The sequence below is a fragment of the Sinomicrobium halophytocola genome, assembly GCF_052983395.1.
The window spans coordinates 94,298-118,177 of the sequence record NZ_JBRKIT010000031.1; the positions used below are offsets into that span (position 1 = coordinate 94,298).

Here is a 23,880-nt window from a genome sequence, read left to right on the forward strand (position 1 = left end):
ACCCTGTTTTTAGATAACACAAAAGTATAGAAAGATGTCAAGAGTTTGTGAGCTTACCGGAAAAAGGGCAATGGTGGGGAACAATGTTTCTCACGCCATGAACAAGACAAAGCGTAAATTTAACGTTAACCTTACTAAAAAGCGCTTTTATATTCCAGAAGAAGACCGTTGGGTCACTTTGAAGGTTTCTACTTCCGCATTGAAGACCATCAATAAAAAAGGTATATCCGCGGTGTTGAAAGAAGCAAAGGCTAAAGGATATTACAAATAATCGTTTTTTTAAGAAAAGCATAGAGAGATGGCAAAGAAAGGAAACAGAATACAGGTGATATTAGAGTGCACCGAGCACAAGGAGTCCGGTATGCCTGGAACATCAAGATACATTAGTACGAAGAACAAAAAAAATACTCCGGACAGATTGGAAATTAAAAAATTCAATCCTATCCTGAAGAGAATGACCGTTCACAAAGAAATTAAATAATTGGATATTTTCGCAGAAAATATCAAATAATGTTAGAGTCATGGCAAAGAAAACCGTAGCAACCTTACAGACTAAGTCCAAGAGATTGAGCAAGGCCATTAAGATGGTGAGATCTCCGAAAACAGGCGCATATACTTTTGTAGAATCAGTGATGGATCCTTCATTGGTTAATGACTGGTTGAGCAAACACTAAAAAAGTTCACAATATTTTTATATAACAGCTACTTTCATATCGAAAGTAGCTTTTTGTTTTTATATCTTTGAGGGGTGTAAAAGGTCATTAAGGTTATTTCGTTATCCGGATTGTGGGAATACCGGAATGCTATGTCCCGGAATTATCTTCAATAATCCGTCAATCTACCGATCCGTAACTGTGATGACCCGTAACTCAACAACCCAATAACCCGATTCATGAATTTATTTAAGAAAATATTCTCTTCAGAAAAAAAAGAGACCCTGGATAAAGGGCTGGAGAAGACCAAAACAAGCTTTTTCGGCAAGTTGAGTAAAGCAGTAGCCGGGAAGTCAAAAGTAGATGACGAGGTACTGGATAATCTCGAAGAAGTACTGGTAAGCAGCGATGTTGGTGTAAATACTACCCTGAAGATCATAGAACGTATAGAAGACCGTGTTTCCAGGGATAAATACCTGGGTACGGAGGAGCTTAACCAAATACTACGGGAGGAAATAGCCGGATTACTGTCTGAAACCAATACCGGGGAAGCTACCGAATTTACTGTTCCCCGGGATAAAAAGCCTTATGTAATAATGGTGGTAGGAGTAAATGGTGTGGGGAAAACCACCACTATCGGTAAGCTGGCTTATCAGTTTAAAAAGCAGGGAAAAAAAGTGGTATTGGGAGCTGCCGATACATTCCGGGCAGCAGCTATAGACCAGTTACAGGTATGGGCGGACCGGGTTGATGTGCCGATCGTAAGGCAGAACATGGGAAGTGACCCCGCTTCGGTAGCCTTTGACAGCTTGAAATCTGCCGTGACCCAGGATGCCGATGTGGTAATCATAGATACCGCCGGGCGGCTGCACAATAAAGTTAACCTGATGAACGAATTATCTAAAGTGAAAAGGGTGATGCAAAAGGTTATAGGCGACGCCCCCCATGACGTTCTGCTGGTACTTGACGGATCTACCGGGCAGAATGCCTTTGAACAGGCCAAAGAATTTACCAAAGCAACCGAAGTTACCTCGCTTGCCGTGACCAAACTGGACGGAACCGCCAAAGGAGGTGTGGTGATCGGGATCTCCGATCAGTTCCGCATACCCGTAAAATACATTGGCGTAGGTGAAAGAATTGAAGACCTCCAGGTGTTCAACAAATATGAATTTGTGGATTCCTTCTTTAAGTAAACCCGTTTCCGGGTAAAAAATATACTTCGTCTTTTTGGTCTTTGTACACGACAAAATTCAATTCCGCGGGATTTTCCTCTCCCGAAAGCTTTCGGGATTTTACCCCAACCCTAAAGGGAGATCCCGATGAATATCGGGAAGGGTAACTGATTTTCCGGGAAAGCCGGTTAGAACAATTTTTATCCGTCTACTTTCTGATAACATTTTTTCCTTCTCAGGGAAAGAACATATATTCCTTAAACTAGAACAGGTATACTTCACATAGTCAGGTTACAATACTTTATTCGTTTGTTAAAAAATGTTAACGAGGTATTATATGTGTAACAAAATGTAGTAAACTGCGTCTTTATTAGATGCATTAACACTTTTTTAAACTAATTTAATCTCCGATTTTCATGAAAAAATTCAGTTTGGCAATAATGATCTGTCTCCTGACAGGCTCGTTGTTCGCCCAGGAAAATGCCCGTTGGTTACGCTATCCTTCCATTTCACCGGATGGAAAGACCATAGTTTTCGGTTATATGGGCAATCTTTACCGTATAGAGGCCGAAGGAGGTATTGCGGTCCCCATTACTGTTGGCGAGGCTTATGATATGAGGCCTGTATGGAGCCATGACGGAAAAACCATAGCTTTTGCAAGCAACCGTTACGGGAATTTTGATGTTTATTCCATGCCCGCGACAGGAGGTACTCCTGTAAGGCTTACCTATAACAGTGCAGATGATGTGCCGTACGACTTTACCCCCGATGGCAGTTCCGTGCTTTTCGGTAGTGGCAGAAATGCTCCTTCCCAAAGTGTGCGCTTCCCTATGCCCCGCCTTTTTAATAACCTTTATACCGTTCCTGTAAAAGGGGGAAGACCTGTACTGGTCACTGCAGCAGGTATGAGTGAAGCCCGGTATAACAGCGATGGCACCAAAATCGTCTTTGAAGACAGAAAAGGATATGAAGATCCCTTGAGGAAGCATCACACGTCATCCGTGACCAGGGACATATGGCTGTTTGATCCGGCTGCCGATACCTATAAAAAACTCAGTACCTTTAAAGGAGAGGACCGGAACCCTGTTTTCGGTGCGGATAATAATGTGGTGTATTACCTTAACGAAAAAGACGGTACCCAAAACCTCTACCAAATATCGCTGTCGGACAATACCGAAAAGCAACTCACTACCTTTGCCGGTTTTCCGGTGCGCCATCTGAGTATTGCGGACGACAATACCATGTCTTTCACCTGGAAAGGAGATATTTATGTGGTTAAACCGGGAGAAGCGCCTGCAAAAATCGATATAAAGGTGATGGATGACGCGGCTTTTCAGGTTGTTGAAAATATGGACATCAGCAGTGTGACGGAATTTGCCGTGAGCCCCAACGGAAAAGAAATAGCTTTTGTAAACCGTGGTGAAGTATTTGTCACCGGAACGGATGATTCCAGGACTAAAAGGGTAACGAATACCCCCGAACAGGAACGGATGATCAACTGGTCTCCCGACGGAAAGACATTGCTTTTCTCCGGAGAGCGGGACGGTAGCTGGAATATATATAAAATAACGCTCCGCAGACCGGATGAAAAATATTTTTATGCTTCCACCGTATTGAAAACAGAAGCCGTGGTAGCTACGGATACCGAAGAGTTCCAGCCGCAATATGCTCCCGACGGAAAGAAGATAGCATTTGTAGAAGAGCGGAATATCCTGAAAGTGCTCGATGTGGACACGGGGAAAAAAGTGACCGTACTGCCCGAAGGACGAAATTTTTCCTATAGCGACGGGGACTGGTCTTTTCAATGGAGTCCCGATAGCAAGTGGCTGCTGGTAGATGATAGTAAGGGGCATTTTGTACGTCGCAATACGGCATTGATAAAAGCAGATGGTACCGGCGATATATTCCATCCGGTAAACGGAGGTTTCGGGGAAGAATCACCCAAATGGGCCCTCGAAGGAAAAATGATGACCTACATGAGTAGCCGTGAAGGTAGAAAATCACTCGCTTACCAGGGAAGCAGGGAGTCGGATATTTATACTGTTTTCTTCGACCAGGAAGCCTATGATCGTTATGCCCTGAGTAAAGAAGAATTCGAACTCTTAAAAGAAAAAGAAGAGGAAGAGAAGAAGGAAAAAGAGGAGAAAGAAGATAAAAAATCAAAGAAAAAGGACAAGGATAAAAAAGAAGAAGAAGAGAAAACCCTGGTCTTCGATCTTAATAATCTGGATAACCGAAAGGTGAAGCTTACCATAAACAGCTCCAGTATCAGTGATTACGTGTTGAACAAGGAAGCTGATAAGGTTTACTACCTGGCCGCTTTTGAAAAAGGATATGACCTTTGGGTGACCGAACCGCGAACCCGCGAAACCAAGGTGCTGGCCAAAATGGGAGGAAGTCCCAGCGGTATTGAGATCAGCGAAGACGGAAAAACACTGTACCTGAGTAATAAGGGCAAACTGGTCAAGGTAGATGCCGAAAGCGGAAAAGTGGAAAACATAAGTATAGACGCCGATATGGCTGTAAATGCCGCTGCCGAACGCAGCTATATGTTCGACCATATGTGGCGACAGGTAAAGAAAAAGTTTTACGATCCGGATATTCACGGTATCGACTGGCAGATGTACCACGCCGAATATGCGAAATTACTGCCGCACATTAATAACAATTATGACTTTCAGGAATTACTGAGTGAGTTTTTAGGAGAACTGAACGCGTCCCACACCGGGGGAAGGTTTTATGCCAATACCTCTAAAGGAGACCATACCGCTTCCCTGGGACTTCTGTTTGACGAGAGTTATACCGGTGAAGGCATCCGGATATCCGAAGTGATTTCCGGTGGACCACTGAATACCGCCCGCAGTGAGATAAAGGCCGGAGATATCCTGGTTAAGATCAACAATAAGGAGATCGGTTCCGGGGAAAACTGGAATAAGTACTTGCTGAACATTCAGGATAAAAATGTACTGCTCACCGTTAAGAGAGGCGGTAAGACTTTTGAAGAATCGATAAAACCTGTTTCCCTTGGTAAAGAAAACGGACTTATGTACCGCAGATGGGTAAAGACCATGGAAAAAATGGTGGATTCCCTGAGTGGCGGAAAACTCGGTTATGTACATATACAGGGAATGAACGATGGCAGTTTCCGTGATGTATATGAAAATGTGCTCGGAAAAAACCTGGATAAGAAAGCCCTGGTCGTGGATACCCGTTTTAACGGTGGAGGTTGGTTACACGACGACCTTAATACTTTTCTCAGTGGTGAAGAATACCTGAAATTCGCTCCGCAGGGACACGTTGTAAAAGGCGGCGAACCAATGTCGCGATGGACCAAGCCGAGTGTAGTGGTAATGAGCGAAGGAAATTACAGTGATGCATTTATCTTTCCTTATATATATAAACAGAATGGTATTGGCAAGCTGGTAGGTATGCCGGTAGCGGGAACGGGAACTGCCGTATGGTGGGAACGCCAGATTGATCCCTCTATAATATTTGGTATACCTATGGTGGCTACAATAGGCAAAGAAGCCAGACCTACGGAAAACCTGGAACTGGAACCGGATATCCTGGTACCGTTACCCTATAATGATTTTCTCAGTGGTAAGGACCCGCAATTGGAAGCGGCGGTCAAAGAATTGCTGAAAGAAATAAAATAGACAAGGAAAGCCCGGCATTACCCACCGGGCTTTTTAATTTTCCCCGATACCGTAAATATGTCGCGCATCTTCCTTACTTTTGCACTCCTAATACGGCAATGCGATGAGGACCAAGTCTCTGAAAAAGAATAAAATAAATGTAATTACCCTGGGATGTTCCAAAAACGTTTACGACAGTGAAGTTTTGATGGGGCAGTTAAAGGCCAGCGGTAAGGATGTTGTTCACGAAGAAGAAGGTAATATAGTGGTGATCAATACCTGTGGCTTTATAAATAATGCCAAGGAAGAAAGTGTTAACACCATACTCGAATACGTTCAGAAGAAAGAAGAGGGGGCCGTAGATAAGGTTTTTGTTACGGGATGCCTCAGCGAACGTTATAAACCGGACCTGGAAAAAGAAATCCCCGATGTGGACCAATACTTCGGAACATCCGATCTGCCGGTGCTTTTAAAAGCTCTTGGAGCTGATTACAGGCATGAACTTGTAGGGGAACGGCTTACCACAACACCTAAAAATTATGCCTACCTCAAAATAGCCGAAGGTTGTGACCGCCCCTGTTCGTTCTGTGCTATTCCATTAATGCGGGGAAAACACCGCAGTACACCTATAGAAGATCTGGTTAAGGAAGCCGGAAAACTTGCCGAGAAAGGAGTAAAAGAACTTATACTTATCGCCCAGGACCTTACCTATTATGGTCTGGACCTTTATAAAAAGAGAAATCTGGCCGAACTGCTTCGCGAATTGGTGAAGGTAGAAGGCATAGAGTGGATACGTTTGCATTACGCGTTCCCGACGGGTTTCCCGATGGATGTCCTGGAAGTGATGAAGGAAGAACCTAAAGTATGTAATTACATAGATATTCCGCTTCAGCACATCGCCGATCCTATATTGAAATCGATGCGAAGGGGCACTACAAAAGAAAAGACTACCGGACTGCTCCGGGATTTCCGGAAAGCAGTACCGGAAATGGCTATCCGTACTACATTAATAGTAGGCTATCCGGGAGAAACTGAAGAAGACTTCCGGGTACTGAAAGACTGGGTAAAAGAAATGCAGTTTGAAAGGTTGGGATGTTTTACCTATTCTCATGAAGAAAATACGCATGCCTACACCCTGGAAGATGATGTTCCGGAAGAGGTAAAACAGCAACGGGCTGCCGAGATCATGGAAATCCAGTCGCAAATATCCTGGGAGCTCAATCAGAAAAAAGTCGGACGAACATATCGTTGTATCATAGACCGGAAAGAAGGTAATTATTTTGTTGGCCGTACCGAGTCCGATTCTCCCGATGTGGATAACGAAGTACTGATCGACGCTACACAACACTATGTAAGGATCGGGGAATTTACAGAAATCAATATCATAGATGCTTCCGATTTTGACCTGTATGGCGAACCGGTATCAAAATTAAACTAACCCACTCCGGACTGCAAGTCCGGAGGTTAGAAAGTGGCAATCCTGCCCGTCCGGCGGGAAAATTGTATTTTAGTTATTAGGTATTAAGCTATTGAGTTATTTAGGCAATGCCCATAAACTCAATAACTAAGTAACCTATTAACTTAATAACCTCACTAGGTAAAAGCTCATAGAAGCTAAAGCAGCTGCAATAGATATCCACAGGAGTAGGGTCTTACCCTGAACCGGATAATAAATGTCAAATCCCAAATTCCGGAAACATATCGCAGAATTTGGGATTTTTGCCTTTTTGGTATGGTATTATGATTGCAACAATTCTATCATAATGTCCAGTTCTTCCACTAATTTTTCGTTGTTGCCGCTATAACCTACCGACCTGAAATTGATCCGGCCTTCCGGTCCTATAATGATCTTGGTGGGGATGCCTTCCACACCGTATTTATCTACAATGTCAAATTCCCTGCTGCCTTCAGACACAGGAGTATCCAGTAATACATGGAAAGTATACTGGTTTTGATCTATAAAATCCTTCACTTTTTTTAAGCGGACTTCAGGTTTATCTCCTTCCCAGGTATCGATAAACAGAAATTCTACGTCCGGGTTGTCTTTGTATTTGGTAACCGCTTTTTGCATTCCGGGGAAAGAGCTTTTGCAGGGACCGCACCAGGTAGCCCAGAAATCCAGGATAACGACCTTTCCTTTCATAGAACTCAGGGCAACATCTTCGCCATCCAGGTTTTTCAGGGAAAAAGCGGGAGCTTCCTCATCGAGCATGTTTTCCTTTGTTTCTTCCAGTATTTTAGCACGGGCGACTTTTTCGAGACCGGAGAGGTAGGTGTCAAATCCTTCATCCGAACCTTTGTTCTCCGAATAGGCCGATTTCAGGTATTCCTTCATTTTTTCCGTGGAAACGCCTTCACGGATAAATTCCCCGGCTTTTTCCTGTACTGCACTATAATTGTTATCGGCCAGGAGAAACTGGATGTACCGCTCGTTGACTTCAGGGGATTTTCCTTCTCCTATAGCCTCTTCCTGGTATTTCACCGCTTCTTTTACCTGCCCTTGTTTAAAAAGGATAAGCGCATAAGTGTCTGCGAACATATTATAACTGCCATCCAGGTTTTCTTTGTACTGGCTTTCGGACTGGTAATCAGGTTTGTCTTTCGGGTCCTGCCGGAGCGATTCAATGATGTCCAGGGATCTTTTGGATACCCCGGCAGCAAAATCGAGGTCTTTTCCCTCTTCGGCGAGTTCCCAGGCTATGCTATTGTACAATGCTGTTTTATCCCTGCTTTGGTCGGATATTTGGTCGGCATATGTGGTAAAGGTTTCATAATCGCCCCGATCCCCATATTCCTTGGCCAGCATATAAAGCATGAAATTTTTTCCATTCGTATCATTAAAGGAATCTGTATACTCCTCGAATAACGCTTCTTTTTTTGCGATATCCTTCTCTTTGTAAAATGCCCTGGAGAGTTTGTTTTTGGCCAGTATTCCTTTGGGATAATCGGCTATGGCTTTTTCTGTCAGGGCTTCCGCTACGGAATCATTGCCCATGACATTATGCAGGGCTACCAGGGTATTATAGTCCTTATCGGTAAGCTTTTCATTGGCTTCGTAAGCTGCTATACGTTCCTCGATCCATTTTTTTCCCTCTGTTTTGTCTGCCTTATACAATATCCCGGGATAGGTATTGTCCCAGGTATCCACTACATCCGGATTTTTGGCAAATTCCTGTTTGAACAGGGCGATCGACGAATCTTTTTCCATTTCAACACCGTGCGATTTTGCGTAATAACTTTCGTAATAGGAAGCCATACTGGCCTGGGTGCCTTTGAGCAATTCTCCTTCCTCCGTATAAAGAGGAAACACAAAACCCTGGTGGTTGTTATCGTCAAATTCGCCGTCTGTTTTAAAGGCAAAGGTGATGGCCGTAGCGGAGTCGGGGATAGCCATAGTCCCTTCCCATGTTCCGGAAACATTCTTTATGGGGATATCCACAGGATAGAAATTGTCGTGAACGGCATAATAGTAATAGGCTTTGGGACTCTTTTTTTCGGTGGTATATGTGATGTTCAGGGAATCCCCCGGACTTGGCTTTTCACTGGAAACATGAAGCGGTCCCAGGGTTTTTCCCGGATTCTCCTCCGCCTTATCGTTTTTACAGGAAATAATGAACAAGGCCATCATTGCAGTGAAAAAGCATGGTATTGTTTTCATAAGTAAAGTGTTTTCTGGTTAACGGATATTAATATACGACGATAAGTTAAAAAAACTGTCTTATCCGGACACAAAACATCTTTTTTTTAACAAAATCCGGCTCCGGGCAGAAATGCCAATTGTACTTAATTCCGGTGATTATAGCCGTGTAATGATTATTCCTGCGATTTTATAGCAAAATATTTTTTCTTGGAACTGCTTTCCGGAGACATTTTTTTGAGCAATCTTCCCACTTCGACAGCCCTGTCCGCTTCGATGATATCCGTCCCGTTTTCTATAATAGACCTGTATGCACCGGTCCTTTTTTCTCTGTCCATTTTATCGTAAACCGGTGCGGTAGATATCATGCACATGGCTCCGCGTTCATGTAGCCGTTCGCATATTTCCTTTGCTTCCGCGGTTTCTTCGAGGCCAACGTAAGCCATGATGTGTTCCCACGGAATGCCGGCTTCCTCGTATTCTTTCAAGGCCTTTTTTGTTTTCACAAAGGCTTCCATGACTATTTCCGGATTGTCCCGGTAATAGAAAAGGGCCTGTGCTGCATTGTGTACCGTAACCATGACGTGCGATTCTGCTTTCAGTTCTTTGATCAGTGAAGCGGTCATTTCGGGAGGGACGTCTTTTTTATCCAGGATAAGTACGGTTTTTCCCTTACTCCACAAAATCGCTTCCTTCAGGGTAGGGATACCATATTCGGTGAGGTTTCCTTCGGGGTCTTTTAATCTTAGTTTTTTAACTTCTTCCCAGGTATGGTCCGAAAGCTTACCCGTGCCGTCGGTGGTGCGTTCCAGGGTAGCATCGTGGTGTAATACGATAATGCTGTCTTTGGTGAGCCTGGGATCTATCTCAAAAGTAGCCGGAGTGTTTCGGAGTGTATGTTCAAAAGTAGCGATACAGTTTTCCGGGTAACCCGCAGAAGCCCCTCCGCGATGCGCACTAACAAGAGGGAGGTCATTACCGGTGTGGTGAAAATAGTCTTTTAGGGCATCCGTACTTTCTATCTTCAGCACGTTTAGGGAATCTTGTGCTATGGAAATCTGTGTTAATAACAGGAAGGGCAGCGCCATCCCGATAGTCCGGTAAAGCATGTTATTCGGGGAGATTTTACGGTTAATATTCAATAATTGTGCAAAATAAGGAAGCAGGGGACTTATTTGTGTTAACTTAGGGTAAATTTTGTAATAAGCAAATCACATCCGGGTAAGAGCTTAGTGCCACCAACCTTTGTGAAAGATATCTATCTTTGTAACAGAATCCGATGAGATTTTCATAATAACTATCCTGATGAACAAACTGTTATTTATATTACCCTTTGTGATATCCGTTTCCTGTACGTCTTCCAAAAGATTTGAAGACCGGGATATAACCGGGGTTTCCGTAACGCCGATGCTGGAAGATTCCATGAGTGTGCGTGCCATTGAGATCGTATCCGGGAAAACCCTTTGGTTTGCAGACGATCGCGGGAGATTCGGGTATTTTGATTATAAGGGACACCCTGTTATAGATTCCGTATCCTATGATACCCTGGCGCCGCATTTTCGTGCCATAGCTTCCAATGATAATGATGTGTTTGTACTGAGCATTGGCAGTCCGGCATTGCTCTATAAAGTAGAGGAAAAGGGAAAAACCGAACTGGTGTACCGCGAAACCCATGAAAAGGCGTTTTATGATGCCATGAAGTTCTGGAACGAAAAAGAAGGCATTGCTATCGGTGACCCTACGGAAAGTGGCTGTCTTTCTGTTTTGGTAACGCGGAACGGGGGAAATTCCTGGTCAAAGATACCCTGTGACAGATTGCCTTTGGTTGCCGAAGGTGAGGCTGCATTTGCTGCAAGCAATACCAATATAGATATCGTAGGGAACAGGACCTGGATCGTCTCAGGAGGATTACGGAGCAGGGTATTTTATTCGCCCGATAAAGGGAATAGCTGGGAAGTGTACAATGTTCCCGTGGTACAGGGAGAACCTACCCTGGGTATGTATTCCGTAGATTTCCGGGACAAAAATACGGGGATTGCCATGGGTGGCGATTACACCAGGCCCGACTATAATACGGCCAATAAAGCGATAACCACGGATGGAGGGAAAAGCTGGAAGCTCGTGGCCAGTAAAAAAACTCCCGGATACCGTTCCTGCGTGCAGTACATACCGGGGAGGAACGGCAAGGAAGTAGTGGCAGCAGGTTTCGAAGGCATCTCCTTTTCCCGTGATGGCGGGAATACCTGGAAATCCATATCGACGGAAGGGTTCTATACCATACGCTTTTTGAACGATTCCGTGGCCTATGCCGCAGGGAAAGGAAGAATAGCCAAACTTGTTTTAATACAGCGAAAGATCGATTGACCGAATGAAAACCATTCTTCGATACAAAGTTTTGCCGCATAGCTGCGGACAATGGTCCCATAATAACTTTTGATAACTTTTTATATCCAGTTCCTATTAATTATTCTAATTTTGTTAAGCAATAAAAACAAAGGAGTTAACCATGTCAGATACAGTAGAAAGAATTAAATGCCTTATCATAGGATCCGGTCCTGCCGGCTATACTGCGGCTATTTATGCGGCCCGTGCCGATCTTAAACCCGTATTGTATACCGGATTAGAGCCCGGAGGACAACTCACAACCACTACAGAAGTTGATAATTTCCCGGGATACCCGGAAGGTGTAGACGGACCTACCATGATGCTGCAACTGCAAAAGCAGGCGGAGCGTTTCGGTACCGAAGTAAGGATAGGAATGGCGACCGCTGTGGAATTCAGCAGTGAAAGAGGAGGAATTCATAAAGTGACTATCGATAATTCCAAACAACTGGAAGCCGAGTCCGTAATTATATCTACGGGAGCATCGGCCCGATACCTCGGATTGCCCAGTGAGCAGCGTTTACGCGGAGGCGGGGTTTCCGCATGTGCGGTTTGTGACGGATTTTTTTACAAAGGACAGGATGTAGCCATTGTAGGTGGCGGAGATACCGCGGCGGAAGAAGCTACGTACCTGGCCAATATCTGTAGCAAAGTAACCATGTTGGTGCGAAAAGGAGAGATGAGAGCTTCGAAAGCTATGCAGCACAGGGTAGAGAATACCCCTAATCTCGAAGTAAGATACTTTACCGAAATAGAGGAAGTACTCGGGGACCAGGTAGTGGAAGGAATTCGTATGGTAAATAACCAGACCGGTGAAAAAGAAGATATTAAAGTTACAGGCTTGTTTATAGCCATCGGTCATAAACCGAATACGGATATCTTTAAAGGACAGCTGGAAATGGACGAAACAGGTTATATCATTACCTATGGTAAATCTACAAAAACAAGCAAACCCGGTGTTTTTGCCAGCGGGGATGTTCAGGATAAAGAATACAGACAAGCTGTAACTGCTGCCGGTACCGGATGTATGGCGGCCCTGGATGCCGAAAGGTATCTCGCAGCCGTAAAATCTCCGGAAGAAGTAGTGTAAAGCTCGAAGCCGGAAGCCCGGAGCACGAAGTTCAAAATAACTTAATTTTTTCGACTTCGTGCTCCGGGCTTCATACTTCTAACCAACTTCAACACTTCTAATTTCCTACTTCTTCTAATACTTCCTTTAGTTTTTTAAGGTCGTCCATATAAGGTTCAAGGTCCAGCAGGTCTACTTTGCGGAACTCTATGGGGTGGCTTTCGCTTTGCAGGGAAATATAACCTTCTTTAATCAGTTCCCCGTCCTTTTTTATGGCAGGATCAAAATTAGAAACAGAACCGGCTCCGAACTGCGGTTTGTAGTAGGTAAGGACCGTATCCTTTTCCACAATATGGTGTATAACGGAATCTCTAAGCACAAGCATATCCATCCGTACCCACTGGTCACCGTGATATGTTTTTGAACTGGAATTCAGGCAGTGATCGGTGTAAAGCGTATCTGCAATAACCACATTGGTGCCGGGAGTACAAAGGTTACCCGTGGGCCTGGGATCAGAACCGTCTCCCCCGAGTATCTGGGCTTCTATGGAGATCGGGAAATCCTGGTCTTTTAGCATGCTTTCCGGTGATTGCCCGTGCAGCATGGCTCCACTGTTACGCCATGCCCAACCTTCGCCTTCCGGGGCCTGCTCTCCCGTAAAACGATACTCTACCCGGAGCAGGTAGGCAGAAAACGGGTCTTTGTAAAAGATATGCCCGTACTGCCGGTCGAACTCCTCGTATCCGTCGTAACTGACTTTCATCAACCCATCCTCCACACGAAAGGTATTGGCATAATTATCTCCCAACTCGTGTTTGGATATTTTTATTTTCCAGTCATCCAGGTCCTTACCGTTAAAAAGGGATGTCCATTCCGGTTTTTGGACAGCAGTCTCAACGGCGGGTTCCGCAGAGGACTTTTCTTTATTTTTCGTCTGGCAGGAAATAGTAAGGGCTGCTAAGCACAAAGTGCATAAGAATTGCTTCATGGTTTGTTTTTTTAGGTCCGAAGCCCGGATTCCGAGGGCCGAAGTTTTGTTTGCAGCATTCCACTTCGGACTTCCGATTTCGGACTTCCAGCTTTTTTAAATAAGTGATAAACTTACACAAAAAAATCATTTCTTTCAATGTGTTAGGTTTTATATCTGTTAATAGTTAAAATAGGAAATGAATATATTATAATTAAGTTAATTTAACGTTATATTGTTATATTTGGGGTTGTACCTGAATAATAAACTGAACTAACACATGAAAAAACTACTTCCGATCACGCTTATGGCGTGTACATTGTACGGAACTCTGACCACACTCTTTGAATGTCTCTGCCTTCGCAGCCTGTTGTACGTCAGGGATAAGCCAATATATAAAGCTCCTTTCCGAAAAGCCTCTAAAGTTGATGAGTTCCCTTCAAAACTCCCCGACTGGCACTAGTTAATCGCTATAGCGATGATGGTCTTTATGGTCCTTGCCCGGGTGATCCGGAAGCATTTCCGATGGTGTAAACTGCTGAGATTTTTATTCCCCGGCAAGCCCGGATAGCCCCATTTAAGGGATTGCGTTAACACCGGACCGGGTTGGGTTAGCCGCTAAAGCAACCCGGTTAGCGGCGGACTTGATTAAGCTCGCCGCTTTTGTATTTGCGTACGCATTCACAAGCAACCGGGTTAACCGCTAACCCAATTGCTTACGCATTCATTCCCTTTCCCTTTTACCGTTAAAGGGGTTCATGGCACCGTAAACCCATTCCCTTGAGCGGTTAACGTAACCCGGTTTACCGTCAAAGCAGTTGGGTATGACATCAGAAACAACCCGGTTAGCGGTTGACGTAACCCGGTTTACCGTCAAAGTAGTTGGGTATGACATCGGAAGCAACCCGGTTAGCGGTTGACGTAACCCGGTTTGCCGTCAAAGTAGTTGGGTATGACATCAGAAGTAACCCGGTTAGCGGTTAACGTAGTCCGTTTTACCGTCAAAGCAGTTGGGTATAACATCAAAAGCAACCTGTTTAGCGGCTAAAGGGAATGGGTTAGCCGCTAAACCAACTACTTCCGGCGTCAAAGGGATTGCTTTAATGGCCGTTTTCCGGGCATTAAAACGGAAGCAACGGGTTGAATGCTGTTTTAATCCTGTCACGGATATGGATACTAAGAGGCTAAGCTTATTATAGGGCCCCTTGTTTTAGCTGATCGTTCCCTTTTCGGTGATCGGGGTTGGGGAAGTATGGAGCGGTAATTGGTAAGCGGTAAGAGTGTTACAGTTCGGGTTTGATGAGTTTTAGGGTTTGAGAGATTATTTTTTGTTGCAGGTTACAGGTTTGAGCACAAAGCGAGGTGGCTGAGTGTCCCGAACATAGTTCGGGATGTATCGAAGCCACCGGAGTTCCAGGCTGCAATTATTTTTTTAATGCGTTTGCCCCGGGTTAGCAATCCGGTAGTTTAGTTTCCGTAAAACTTTAGAATATGTTTTCCTAGCATGGATATATCCTCTTCCGTATGTGCAGCCGAAAGTACTATACGCTGTACCAGGGGAGAGGAGGTATCCGGATAATGAAAAGAAGTGATCAGAATTCCCCTATCCAGCAAATGCCGGGTGAGGGATTCCAGTGTATGGACATATGCGGGATGTCCCTGGATGCGATTAAAACTAATACCTGACCCGGAAACAGAGCGATCGAAGATCTCCATATGGTTTTGCAACTTCTTCCGTTGTATATCGTATAAAAGCAGCGCTTCCGTAAATGTCGCCATTGCCGCGGGCGAAGCAGGGCTGGCGCCTGCAAAAAACGGGTGGTCCCATAATTTACGGATTACATCCCCGGAAGAGCAGACCACTCCGGCCTGTATACCAAACCCTTTACTGACCGACCCGCACACCACGAGTTCCCGAAACGGTATTTTCCGAAGTTTTTTATAAATGCCTTCTCCGTGGTTTCCCATAACTCCGAGGCCGTGGGAATCATCAGCGATAAATACGGTTTGCGAGACCGGTAGTTGTTCGTACCAGTTATTTTCGTAAAGATTATTTTCGGGCGTGACAGCATCACATAAAACTACGGCAATTTTATCGGGATTGGATGTGATAAAAGCATTGACTTCCTCAATGAGTTTTTCTACGGAACCGGATGTTATGACGCGTGGGTGGGAGAGCGCCGGATGCGTATCTGAGGTACTGAAAAAAGTAAACACATCTCCTTCAAAGGCCTGTAGCGCCAGTTGCCCGGCCAGAAAGCCCGAAGATACGGATAGAACGGCCTCACTACCAATTAAGTCTGCCATCACAGCTTCTGCCATTTCATAGATGGAGATACGGATATTGGCTTTACGGGATGCCGCATAACCCGTACCGTATTTGTGAATATTACGGATAAAAATTTCCTGGAAATCCGGCAAGGCAGCCAGGCCGAGATATGCGGTCCCCCCGAAATAGCGATATCTTTTCCCTTCGGAAAATACCAGTCGGCCCGGAAAGGAGTCCGTAGTAAACATTACGCTATGAGGGCTATTCCCGATCCGGGTTCTTTCGGGAAGATTACTTTTCCGTTGTTTTCGATAATAACCCCGGTCGCTATATCACTTTTCAAGAGCATGGCCCCGTCCATATCTACATAGTCCAGTTGCGGGAGTAATTGTGCAATGGCCGATATACCTACCGTAGATTCGGTCATACATCCCACCATGACTTTCAGTCCCAATGACTTTGCCTTTTGTATCATCCTTCGGGCAGGTGTAAGCCCGCCACATTTGGTAAGTTTTATATTAATACCGTGAAAATGGTCCTTACATTTTTCCACATCGTTTTCCACGATACAGCTTTCATCGGCAATGACCGGCAGGGCGGATTCCACCATCACTTTCCTCATACCTTCCCAATTATCCGCTTTTAAGGGTTGCTCAATGAACTCTACCCCCAATTCTTTAAGCTTATAAGAATTTTCAATAGTTTCTTCCGGGGTCCATGCGCAGTTGGCGTCTACCCGGAAGGTAGCGTCCGTATACTCGCGAAGTGCTTTTACAATCGCTACATCGTGGTTGGTCCCCAGCTTTATCTTGTATAAAGGCCATGGCTTTTCTTCCATCTTTTCCACCATTTTTTCAATAGTGGCAATACCGATGGTGTAATTGGTAATAGGGTATTTATCCGTGCCATATCCCCATATCTCGTGCAGGGGCTTGCCTTGCAACTTGCCGTAGAGGTCATTAGCTGCCAGGTCCAGGGCACATATGGAAAAATTGCTCAGCCCTTCCCTGACGAGAAAATCGTGAAAGATTTCGGGGGAAGTGAGATCAAATCCGGCAATACGGTCTTCTATGGTGCGGATCTCATTGGTCATGGAATCCATGGTAATATTGTAGTACGGATTTGATGTAGCTTCACCATAACCCGTTTTTCCATTCAGGGATAAACAGACAATAAGCGAATCCTGAAAATCACGTGACTCCCTGGAGATACTGAAGGTGTGTTTTAGCTCCAGTTGGTATTTTTTCAGTTCCGTTTGCATGATGTCATGTTAAACAGTTTCTTAGTTGTTTATCTCGTATTCCTCCGTATTTTTCTCTGATTCATAACCGAATAAATGCTTTTCCTTAATGAGGTCGGCTACACCTTCGGGAAGCATATCTTCCCAGCCTTCCTTGCCTTGGGCTATCATTTTCAGTACTTCTCTCGAATAAATGTCGAGCGTATTGGGGTCAAAGTCCGTAATATCCACCACTTTGCCATTGAATTTAAAGAACTTGTACAGTTCTTTCATTCGGGGATGTACCTTCAGGTTATCGCTGGTTATGATCTCACCGGTTTTCGGTTCTTTCATCGGGTACAGGTATACTCTCAGGTCTTTGAAGAACAATTTACCGAAAGCTTCCAGGATACCTCCGCTCAGGTGACGGTAGTATTTCTCATCAAATACATCTACCAGATTACTCACACCCATGGAAAGTCCCATACGGTATTTGGTGTATCGGGAGAAGTATTCCACCAGTTTGTAATATTCCTGGAAGTTGGAGATCATTACGGTTTGTCCGAGGGAGCAGAGAAGCTCGGCCCGGTCCATAAAGTCCTGTTCGTCAATTTCTCCTTCGGCACGCAGGTTGGACAAGGTTATTTCAAAAATGACTTCTGTTTTTTTAGGGTCCACCTTGTTTTCCTTGATAAACATTTCGTATGCCCTTTTGTACATGGTCATGTTCACTTTGGTCACCGGGCGGTAACTACCGCGAAGTCCCAGTATATTTTTTTTGTAAAGCAGGGCGGCGGGGAGTATATTGTTACCGTCAGGTCCGAACATTACGGCCTCGGTCATTTCGTTTTTCAACAATTGAAGGCTCATCAGCCTGTTGTCTACTTTTGCAAATCTCGGCCCCGAAAAATTGATCATATCCATTTCCAGGGTGTCTTTTTCGATATTGTCGTAGAGATATTTAAGCAGTTTTTTGGGCTTATCGTGCTTGTAGTAAGCACCGTAAATGAGGTTAACTCCGAGAACACCGAGGGTTTCTTGTTGCAGGCGCGGATCTGTCTGGTGAAATCGTATGTGAAGGATGATCTCATTGTAATTTTCCTTCGGGTCTGCCTGGAACCGGATACCTACCCAGCCATGGCCTTTGTATTTTTTGGTAAAATCTATGGTAGCTACGGTATTGGCGTAGGTGAAGAAAATTTTATTCGGATGTTTTTTTCTGGAAATACGCTCTTCCACCAGTCGTGTTTCGTGATCCAGCATTTTCTTCAAACGCGATTGGGTGACATACCTGCCGTCTTCTTCCAGGCCATATATCGAATCGCTGAAATCCTTGTCATAGGCACTCATGGCCTTGGCAATGGTCCCGGAAGCCCCGCCGGCCCTGAAAAAATTCCGGACAGTTTCCTGGCCCGCACCTATTTCCGCAAAAGTCCCGTAAATATCCTCATTCAGATTTATCCTCAGTGTTTTCGCCTTGGTAGAAGGAATATTTTCAATTTGCTTGTCGCCCTTTAAAACAATTGTCATCTGGTGTGCGTTTTATTTGGAACAAAGTTAAAAATATTCGTTAAGTTTCAAGGTAAATAAATTATAAAATTCCGGATCAAAAATTGCATGATAGTCAGATAAAATCAGGCTTTCGGATTTTGCAATCGATTTTTTGGCGAAGTTTTTTACGTAACTTAGCAATTCATAGAGTACAAGTAGAAAATTTAAAAATCAACCTAAAATTTCCGGTTTGAAAATTACGTTTTTAGGCACAGGTACCTCACAGGGAGTCCCTATTATTGGAAGCGATCATCCGGTTTGTCTCAGCAGTGATCCCAGGGACAAGCGCCTGCGGGTCTCCGTATTGGTAGAATGGGATGATTACCGTTATGTAGTGGACTGTGGTCCCGATTTCCGGCAACAGATGCTCCGGGCCGGGGTTTCGAGGATAGACGGTATTCTTTTTACGCACGAACATGCCGATCATACGATGGGGCTCGATGATATCCGCCCTTTTTTCTTCCGTCAGGGAGATATACCCATTTACGCGCACACAAGGGTTCTCGGGGAACTGAGACAACGGTTTCCGTATATTTTTGTCAATGGTAAAGATAAATATCCCGGCGCCCCGGGGGTGAGGGAATTAGAAGTGACAAACAACCACCCCGTATCCCTGGGAAACATGAAGGTGGTCCCGGTTAATGTGATGCACAACCGGTTACAGGTTTTCGGCTATCGCTTTGGCGACTTTGCTTACCTGACCGATGTAAAAACCATAGCTGAAGAAGAGATACGCAAGGTAGAAGGGGTAAAGATTTTGGTGATTAATGCTTTGCGGATAAAACCACATCCGTCACACCTGAACTTGGAAGAAGCTTTAAAAATGGTCGAAAAAATACAACCCGGGAAGGCTTATTTTACACATATCAGCCATTTGCTGGGATTCCACGAAGAGGTCGAAAGGTCATTGCCGGAGAACGTGTTTCTGGCTTACGATAATTTAGAGGTGGAAATTTAATACCCCGGATATCTCCCGGTAAACGGGATAAGAGGAATTCACAACTTTGAAAAAACAGGACAATAAAATACAGGAGCCTGAAATGGATTCACGGGAACTTCCCACCCCGGCGGGATATACCATTGTCGCAAAAGAATTTGCATGTGCAGCTCATCCGAAAGGAGTTGTAGTCATTGTTCCGGCTACCGGGGTAAAACAATCGTACTATTATAAATTTGCTGGTTTCCTTCGTAATAAGGGATACACCACTTTTACTTTTGATTATGGCGGAATAGGGGCATCCCGGAAAGGACCTTTGCAAAACTTTCGCACTTCGGCCACGGCCTGGGCAAAGAATGACATTGAAGAGGTTATCCGTTTTGCCGGAAAAAAATACCCGGAAGTAAAACTGACATTGATAGGGCACAGTATAGGCGGACAGTTGATAGGATTAGCCCCTTCCTCGGTCCTGGCCGATCGGATACTGCTCGTAGCCGCCCAGAATGGCTACTGGAAATTCTGGAAAGGTGCCGGAAGGTTGCGGATGCTCCTGAACTGGTATTTTTTGTTTCCCGTAATTACAAAGATTTTCGGATATTTCCCGGGTAAAAAACTCGGGGTTATGGAAGACCTCCCGGAAGGTATGGTCAGGGAATGGAGAAAATGGTGTGTCACCCCCGATTACCTTTTCGGATATTACGAAGAAGAAGCGCTGTTTTTTCATAAGTTCCGGGGTAAACTGTTTGTGTATAGTATAGAAGATGACCGTTTTGCTCCTGAAGAAGCCGTACATTGGCTGTCCCGGAAATATGCAAATACCGGGATGGAAAAACGACACCTTATTCCGGCCGATTTCGGGTTGGAAAAGATAGGTCACTTCGGAGTATTCAAAAGCAAAAACAAAAGTCATTTCTGGAACCTGTTGCTCAGGGACATAGAAAATGGAGAAAAATAAAAATCAGGAATAGTTAAAACAACCTCGGTGGGGTGGAGGAAAGCAAATTCAGGCTTTGTCCCTAGCTGCCGGATAAATTTAAAGTTGATGAAAAGCAGGATATTTATGTACCTTTTCGTGTTTGCCATACTCATGGCTTTGTTTCTCTATGTGAATTCCGGTAAAATGCTGGAATCTAAAGAAAACAGGATTGAAGAGCTGGAAACAGAGATAGAAAAACTGAAGGAAGACGGAAAAATGATCCGGGATTCTTCACAGACGCTTCTTCTGGACAAACTGGACCTTCAGTATTTTTCGCTGGAAAACAATGAGGAGGCGTTATCTGCCCTGGACGAATTTTCACTGGAAAACCCGTCGCAGTACATTGCCGATAAGCTTTTGGAAACCAACGAATCGGAAGGAGATAATCCGTTGGTTCCCTATGCCGGTATGAACGGCCCCATGAAGATCAATAAGATAAAAGTGCTCAATCACCGGTGGATCATAGCTGATTTTTCGGATGGCAAATACTGGGGAGAGCTCTTTATCCGGTATGAATTCAAAAAAGACCTCGGGATTAATTTTACCCTGACAGATCACCTGCTTTACAAGACAGAGTAGTGGCGTTCCCGGGCAAACGCATTATGCGCAGAGAGTGTGAGAAGGGGAGAATGGGAGAATGGGATTGGGATCGGGAGACGAGGTGCCCGGTGGCTTCGATACATTCCGGCGGAGCCGGAACACTCAGCCACCTACGCTCTATGCCCAAACCTGCAACCTGCAACCTGCAACCTGCAACCTGCAATTTAAAACTTATAACCTTGAACTATTTATAATTTTATGATGCGTTTGCCCTGAGCGGCATTCCGGGACCCTGGGAATTCGGAATTATCAGACTACAGGGTTCCGGTGGTTATCCGTCTTCTGTTTCCGTCTAAAAATTCCCGGTTCCAAACCCCGCGGAGTTTTGATTTAGATCCGTAAGGAAATCTTATTCGAAATATCGGTAAGTATGAAAGAAATAAAACCATTAACGGGTATAACTTATTATTTCCGGGTGTTGCATCTTCGGCTTGTATAAAAAAGAAGCCGTGAGGCCGAAGATCGTTATCTCTGTGCTATGGTAATCTCCGGCAAGTAGTAGAGGCAGGCAGGCTCACGGCTTCTAACACGGGCAAGGGAGAGAAAAGATTTTTACGGTTTCCGTTCCGGGAATTTTGGCTGTCGCTGCTTTATGCTATCCGGTTTAACGGGAACAAAAATATTTTTCTTGTATTGCTTCGCATTTGGGGCATATTTTTATTATCAAGTTGAAGGTTAAAACCTTGCTCCCCATAATTATCGGGACTATTGCAGTTATTTTAGTTTCTATATACTTTTACTTTGTTCAGTTATTAGGTTACTCGGTTATTTAGGCAACACTCAATTACCCAATAACTTAATAATCGAGTAACCTAATAACTATGGCAATTTCATTTCAATAATTCTTCGATTTGTTACCCCAGCCATTTCGACTGTCCCGATATTTATCGGGATCAATGCAGTACGTAAAAGGAGCATCCTGATAAGTATCGGGACGAGGAAAATCAGGCTCCCTTTAGGGTTGGGGGTAAACTGATTTTCCGAGAAACCCGGTTAGAACAATTTTTGTCATGTACTAAAGTTTCATTAGGTAAATATACATATGCACTTCCCGGAAAGCTTATCTAAGGAGGATTATTACTTATCTGAGAGGGATTTTCCATGTTTTAACATGCAGATTTTTCTTTAAATGAGATGGTTTACCATGTTTTTAGCCGAGGACTTAAAATTGGGGAGTAAATCGATCAGGGTAAAGGCATCTTAAAATTCAAACGATTTGTTACCGGTTGTTTTTTCGAAACCATTTAAGTTTTGAGTTGATGAGTTCGGAGTTTTGGAAATATTCTTTTTATGACCAGGTAAAGGTTAAGGCCGGCAGGGAGTTAATTCGGTTTCTGTAAATTTTAGCCACGAATACACGGATATATAGTGAACTCATCAGGGCAAACGCATTATGCGCAGAGAGTGTGAGAATGGGAGAATGGGAGAATGGGAGAAAGGGAGAATTCGATAATGTGACATGAGGTAAAGGAGCCCGGGTAATGAGAGGATAGAGATTGTTGGGGTGATCGGGAGACTAGGTGCCCGGTGGCTTCGATACATTCAGGCGGAGCCGGAACACTCAGCCATCTACGCTCTATGCCCAATCTGACTAAGCCTAACATAGGTTGCCTTTTTTCTTAAACTTAATGTATAATGAAAAAAGGACAAGAACACAGGGTGTTTGATTTAGGCCTCAAATTACAATTAGTCAAGCAGATTGAAAAGGGAGAACTCCGGGTTCGTGATGTTAGCCAGCTTTATGATGTAAGTACCACGGCGGTATATAAATGGTTACGTAAATATTCCGATCTTTACGTGAGTAATACACGAATGATAGTGGAAAGTAAAAGTTTATCAAAGAAGCACAAAGAGCAGGCAGAGCGCATTAAGGAGCTGGAACGGGCTTTGGGTCAAAAGCAAATGCGCATTGATTATTTAGAGAAGTTGATGGCGTTGGCCTCAGATCGGATGGGGGAGGATATTGAAAAAAAGAACAAAGGGCTGTCTTAGAATGGTTTCGTTGTCATCGGTCGGCTCATCGGTATAAGATGCAATCTTTATATGAGATGGTAGGTATAAGCAAACAGGGGCATTATAAGCAAGTGCGTGACCACCAGGAACAACTCCGGGTTAGGAATAGTGTTCTGGAAGCCGCAAGGGAGCTTCGTAAGGGCCATCCTCGGCTGGGTTGTAGGAAGCTCTATGCGGAGCTCAAGCCTACCGGGATGGGTCGGGACAAGACCGAGGCCTTATTGCTGAGTCATGGCTTTAGGTTAAAGCGCAAGCGCAACCGTTACCGTACCACTTATGGGGGGAAGCATTGGTATCCTAATCGGATCACTGATTTACAACTAACCGGGATCAACCAGCTTTGGGTGAGTGATATTACCTATATCGCTGTATCAGCTAAGAAGCCTTATTACCTGACCTTGATCCTGGATGTGTACAGTAGGAAAATCAAAGGCTGGAGTTTGTCAGCCACCCTGACCGCGGAGGATACTATAGTTGTAGCTTATAGGCAAGCTCTGGCCACGACTGCTAAAGCCGAACGGAAACAACTCATCTTTCATTCGGATAAAGGCAGCCAATACGTTTATAAGCGATTAGCTGAGTTACATACAGAAAATCAGGTACAGCCCAGCATGGGCGGTAAAGCCTGGGAGAATGCTCATGCAGAATCTTTAAACGGCATATTAAAAAATGAATATATCGATTTTGACCACTCCCATATCAGTTTAAAACAAGGGAGAATATTGATAAAAAAAATCGTAGAAAAGTACAATTATCAACGTCCACATGGTTCACTAAAAAATATGAAACCTGTAGAATTT

19 protein-coding genes and 1 pseudogene are annotated in these 23,880 nt (G+C 44.3%); 14 read left to right on the forward strand and 6 right to left on the reverse strand.

Annotated features, from left to right (window positions below; all coding sequences use genetic code 11):
- The first annotated feature begins 34 nt into the window (after nt 1-34).
- The 6 genes from rpmB to rimO all read left to right on the forward strand — a co-directional run bounded on the left by rpmB (nt 35) and on the right by rimO (nt 6,898).
- Nucleotides 35-271, forward strand: a complete 237-nt coding sequence (gene rpmB / locus ACVBDY_RS12960; RefSeq protein WP_447175891.1) for a 50S ribosomal protein L28 — start codon at nt 35-37, stop codon at nt 269-271.
- A gap of 27 nt (nt 272-298) precedes the next feature.
- Entirely contained in the window at nt 299-481 is a 183-nt protein-coding gene (rpmG, locus tag ACVBDY_RS12965) for a 50S ribosomal protein L33 (protein WP_447175892.1), read from the forward strand.
- A gap of 40 nt (nt 482-521) precedes the next feature.
- Nucleotides 522-674, forward strand: a complete 153-nt coding sequence (locus ACVBDY_RS12970; protein ID WP_447175893.1) for a DUF4295 domain-containing protein — start codon at nt 522-524, stop codon at nt 672-674.
- 218 nt (nt 675-892) lie between these two features.
- Nucleotides 893-1,846: a signal recognition particle-docking protein FtsY gene (ftsY, locus tag ACVBDY_RS12975; protein ID WP_447175894.1), complete on the forward strand. Its 954-nt coding sequence runs from the start codon at nt 893-895 to the stop codon at nt 1,844-1,846.
- Nucleotides 1,847-2,241: 395 nt separating this feature from the next.
- Nucleotides 2,242-5,481: a S41 family peptidase gene (locus ACVBDY_RS12980; RefSeq protein ID WP_447175895.1), complete on the forward strand. Its 3,240-nt coding sequence runs from the start codon at nt 2,242-2,244 to the stop codon at nt 5,479-5,481.
- 103 nt (nt 5,482-5,584) lie between these two features.
- Entirely contained in the window at nt 5,585-6,898 is a 1,314-nt protein-coding gene (gene rimO / locus ACVBDY_RS12985; RefSeq protein ID WP_447175896.1) for a 30S ribosomal protein S12 methylthiotransferase RimO, read from the forward strand.
- Between the two features lie 300 nt (nt 6,899-7,198).
- Here rimO and ACVBDY_RS12990 read toward each other — a convergent pair whose 3' ends face one another.
- Complete coding sequence (locus ACVBDY_RS12990) at nt 7,199-9,118, reverse strand: redoxin domain-containing protein (RefSeq protein WP_447175897.1); 1,920 nt, start codon at nt 9,116-9,118, stop codon at nt 7,199-7,201.
- Between the two features lie 155 nt (nt 9,119-9,273).
- A complete protein-coding gene (locus tag ACVBDY_RS12995; RefSeq protein ID WP_447175898.1) occupies nt 9,274-10,206 on the reverse strand; it encodes a glycerophosphodiester phosphodiesterase family protein in 933 nt (310 codons plus the stop codon).
- A gap of 196 nt (nt 10,207-10,402) precedes the next feature.
- Between ACVBDY_RS12995 and ACVBDY_RS13000 the strand changes: the two genes are divergently transcribed.
- Both ACVBDY_RS13000 and trxB read left to right on the forward strand, forming a co-directional pair.
- Nucleotides 10,403-11,461 carry a WD40/YVTN/BNR-like repeat-containing protein gene (locus tag ACVBDY_RS13000; protein ID WP_447175899.1) on the forward strand — a complete coding sequence of 353 codons (1,059 nt, stop codon included), beginning with the start codon at nt 10,403-10,405 and terminating at the stop codon, nt 11,459-11,461.
- A gap of 142 nt (nt 11,462-11,603) precedes the next feature.
- Complete coding sequence (gene trxB / locus ACVBDY_RS13005) at nt 11,604-12,569, forward strand: thioredoxin-disulfide reductase (RefSeq protein ID WP_447175900.1); 966 nt, start codon at nt 11,604-11,606, stop codon at nt 12,567-12,569.
- Between the two features lie 97 nt (nt 12,570-12,666).
- Here the strand turns inward: trxB and ACVBDY_RS13010 are convergent, their stop codons facing one another.
- Nucleotides 12,667-13,536: a 3-keto-disaccharide hydrolase gene (locus ACVBDY_RS13010; RefSeq protein ID WP_447175901.1), complete on the reverse strand. Its 870-nt coding sequence runs from the start codon at nt 13,534-13,536 to the stop codon at nt 12,667-12,669.
- A gap of 259 nt (nt 13,537-13,795) precedes the next feature.
- Between ACVBDY_RS13010 and ACVBDY_RS13015 the strand changes: the two genes are divergently transcribed.
- Nucleotides 13,796-13,978 carry a hypothetical protein gene (locus ACVBDY_RS13015; RefSeq protein WP_447175902.1) on the forward strand — a complete coding sequence of 61 codons (183 nt, stop codon included), beginning with the start codon at nt 13,796-13,798 and terminating at the stop codon, nt 13,976-13,978.
- 1,004 nt (nt 13,979-14,982) lie between these two features.
- Here the strand turns inward: ACVBDY_RS13015 and ACVBDY_RS13020 are convergent.
- Genes ACVBDY_RS13020 through ACVBDY_RS13030 form a run of 3 tightly spaced genes read right to left on the reverse strand, consistent with a single transcriptional unit; the run spans nt 14,983 to nt 18,533 of the window.
- Complete coding sequence (locus tag ACVBDY_RS13020) at nt 14,983-16,032, reverse strand: aminotransferase class I/II-fold pyridoxal phosphate-dependent enzyme (protein ID WP_447175903.1); 1,050 nt, start codon at nt 16,030-16,032, stop codon at nt 14,983-14,985.
- The gene (locus ACVBDY_RS13025; RefSeq protein WP_447175904.1) at nt 16,032-17,045 is read right to left on the reverse strand and encodes a dipeptide epimerase; all 1,014 of its coding nucleotides are present in this window, start codon (nt 17,043-17,045) and stop codon (nt 16,032-16,034) included. The genes ACVBDY_RS13020 and ACVBDY_RS13025 overlap by 1 nt, the downstream gene beginning before the upstream one ends.
- A gap of 21 nt (nt 17,046-17,066) precedes the next feature.
- Nucleotides 17,067-18,533: a TonB-dependent receptor gene (locus ACVBDY_RS13030; RefSeq protein ID WP_447175905.1), complete on the reverse strand. Its 1,467-nt coding sequence runs from the start codon at nt 18,531-18,533 to the stop codon at nt 17,067-17,069.
- Nucleotides 18,534-18,744: 211 nt separating this feature from the next.
- Here ACVBDY_RS13030 and ACVBDY_RS13035 point away from each other — a divergent pair, with 211 nt between their 5' ends.
- The 5 genes and pseudogenes from ACVBDY_RS13035 to ACVBDY_RS13055 form a co-directional block, all read left to right on the forward strand.
- Nucleotides 18,745-19,512, forward strand: coding sequence for an MBL fold metallo-hydrolase (locus ACVBDY_RS13035; RefSeq protein ID WP_447175906.1), 768 nt, complete (start codon nt 18,745-18,747; stop codon nt 19,510-19,512).
- Between the two features lie 82 nt (nt 19,513-19,594).
- Nucleotides 19,595-20,446 (forward strand): alpha/beta hydrolase family protein, encoded by an 852-nt coding sequence (locus ACVBDY_RS13040; protein ID WP_447175907.1) that lies wholly within the window; start codon nt 19,595-19,597, stop codon nt 20,444-20,446.
- 87 nt (nt 20,447-20,533) lie between these two features.
- Nucleotides 20,534-21,046 carry a hydrolase gene (locus tag ACVBDY_RS13045; protein ID WP_447175908.1) on the forward strand — a complete coding sequence of 171 codons (513 nt, stop codon included), beginning with the start codon at nt 20,534-20,536 and terminating at the stop codon, nt 21,044-21,046.
- 1,656 nt (nt 21,047-22,702) lie between these two features.
- Nucleotides 22,703-23,059 carry a transposase gene (locus tag ACVBDY_RS13050; protein ID WP_447175909.1) on the forward strand — a complete coding sequence of 119 codons (357 nt, stop codon included), beginning with the start codon at nt 22,703-22,705 and terminating at the stop codon, nt 23,057-23,059.
- Between the two features lie 29 nt (nt 23,060-23,088).
- Nucleotides 23,089-23,880: pseudogene (locus ACVBDY_RS13055) on the forward strand (IS3 family transposase); the annotation flags it as partial.

Excerpts from the sequence above, each read along its gene's own strand:
- rpmB (WP_447175891.1), top strand. The coding sequence starts at position 35 with ATGTCAAGAGTTTGTGAGCTTACCGGAAAAAGGGCAATGGTGGGGAAC.
- rpmG (WP_447175892.1), top strand. The coding sequence starts at position 299 with ATGGCAAAGAAAGGAAACAGAATACAGGTGATATTAGAGTGCACCGAG.
- ACVBDY_RS12970 (WP_447175893.1), top strand. The coding sequence starts at position 522 with ATGGCAAAGAAAACCGTAGCAACCTTACAGACTAAGTCCAAGAGATTG.
- ftsY (WP_447175894.1), top strand. The coding sequence starts at position 893 with ATGAATTTATTTAAGAAAATATTCTCTTCAGAAAAAAAAGAGACCCTG.
- ACVBDY_RS12980 (WP_447175895.1), top strand. The coding sequence starts at position 2,242 with ATGAAAAAATTCAGTTTGGCAATAATGATCTGTCTCCTGACAGGCTCG.
- rimO (WP_447175896.1), top strand. The coding sequence starts at position 5,585 with ATGAGGACCAAGTCTCTGAAAAAGAATAAAATAAATGTAATTACCCTG.
- ACVBDY_RS12990 (WP_447175897.1), bottom strand. The coding sequence starts at position 9,118 with ATGAAAACAATACCATGCTTTTTCACTGCAATGATGGCCTTGTTCATT.
- ACVBDY_RS12995 (WP_447175898.1), bottom strand. The coding sequence starts at position 10,206 with ATGCTTTACCGGACTATCGGGATGGCGCTGCCCTTCCTGTTATTAACA.
- ACVBDY_RS13000 (WP_447175899.1), top strand. The coding sequence starts at position 10,403 with ATGAACAAACTGTTATTTATATTACCCTTTGTGATATCCGTTTCCTGT.
- trxB (WP_447175900.1), top strand. The coding sequence starts at position 11,604 with ATGTCAGATACAGTAGAAAGAATTAAATGCCTTATCATAGGATCCGGT.
- ACVBDY_RS13010 (WP_447175901.1), bottom strand. The coding sequence starts at position 13,536 with ATGAAGCAATTCTTATGCACTTTGTGCTTAGCAGCCCTTACTATTTCC.
- ACVBDY_RS13015 (WP_447175902.1), top strand. The coding sequence starts at position 13,796 with ATGAAAAAACTACTTCCGATCACGCTTATGGCGTGTACATTGTACGGA.
- ACVBDY_RS13020 (WP_447175903.1), bottom strand. The coding sequence starts at position 16,032 with ATGTTTACTACGGACTCCTTTCCGGGCCGACTGGTATTTTCCGAAGGG.
- ACVBDY_RS13025 (WP_447175904.1), bottom strand. The coding sequence starts at position 17,045 with ATGCAAACGGAACTGAAAAAATACCAACTGGAGCTAAAACACACCTTC.
- ACVBDY_RS13030 (WP_447175905.1), bottom strand. The coding sequence starts at position 18,533 with ATGACAATTGTTTTAAAGGGCGACAAGCAAATTGAAAATATTCCTTCT.
- ACVBDY_RS13040 (WP_447175907.1), top strand. The coding sequence starts at position 19,595 with ATGGATTCACGGGAACTTCCCACCCCGGCGGGATATACCATTGTCGCA.
- ACVBDY_RS13045 (WP_447175908.1), top strand. The coding sequence starts at position 20,534 with ATGAAAAGCAGGATATTTATGTACCTTTTCGTGTTTGCCATACTCATG.
- ACVBDY_RS13050 (WP_447175909.1), top strand. The coding sequence starts at position 22,703 with ATGAAAAAAGGACAAGAACACAGGGTGTTTGATTTAGGCCTCAAATTA.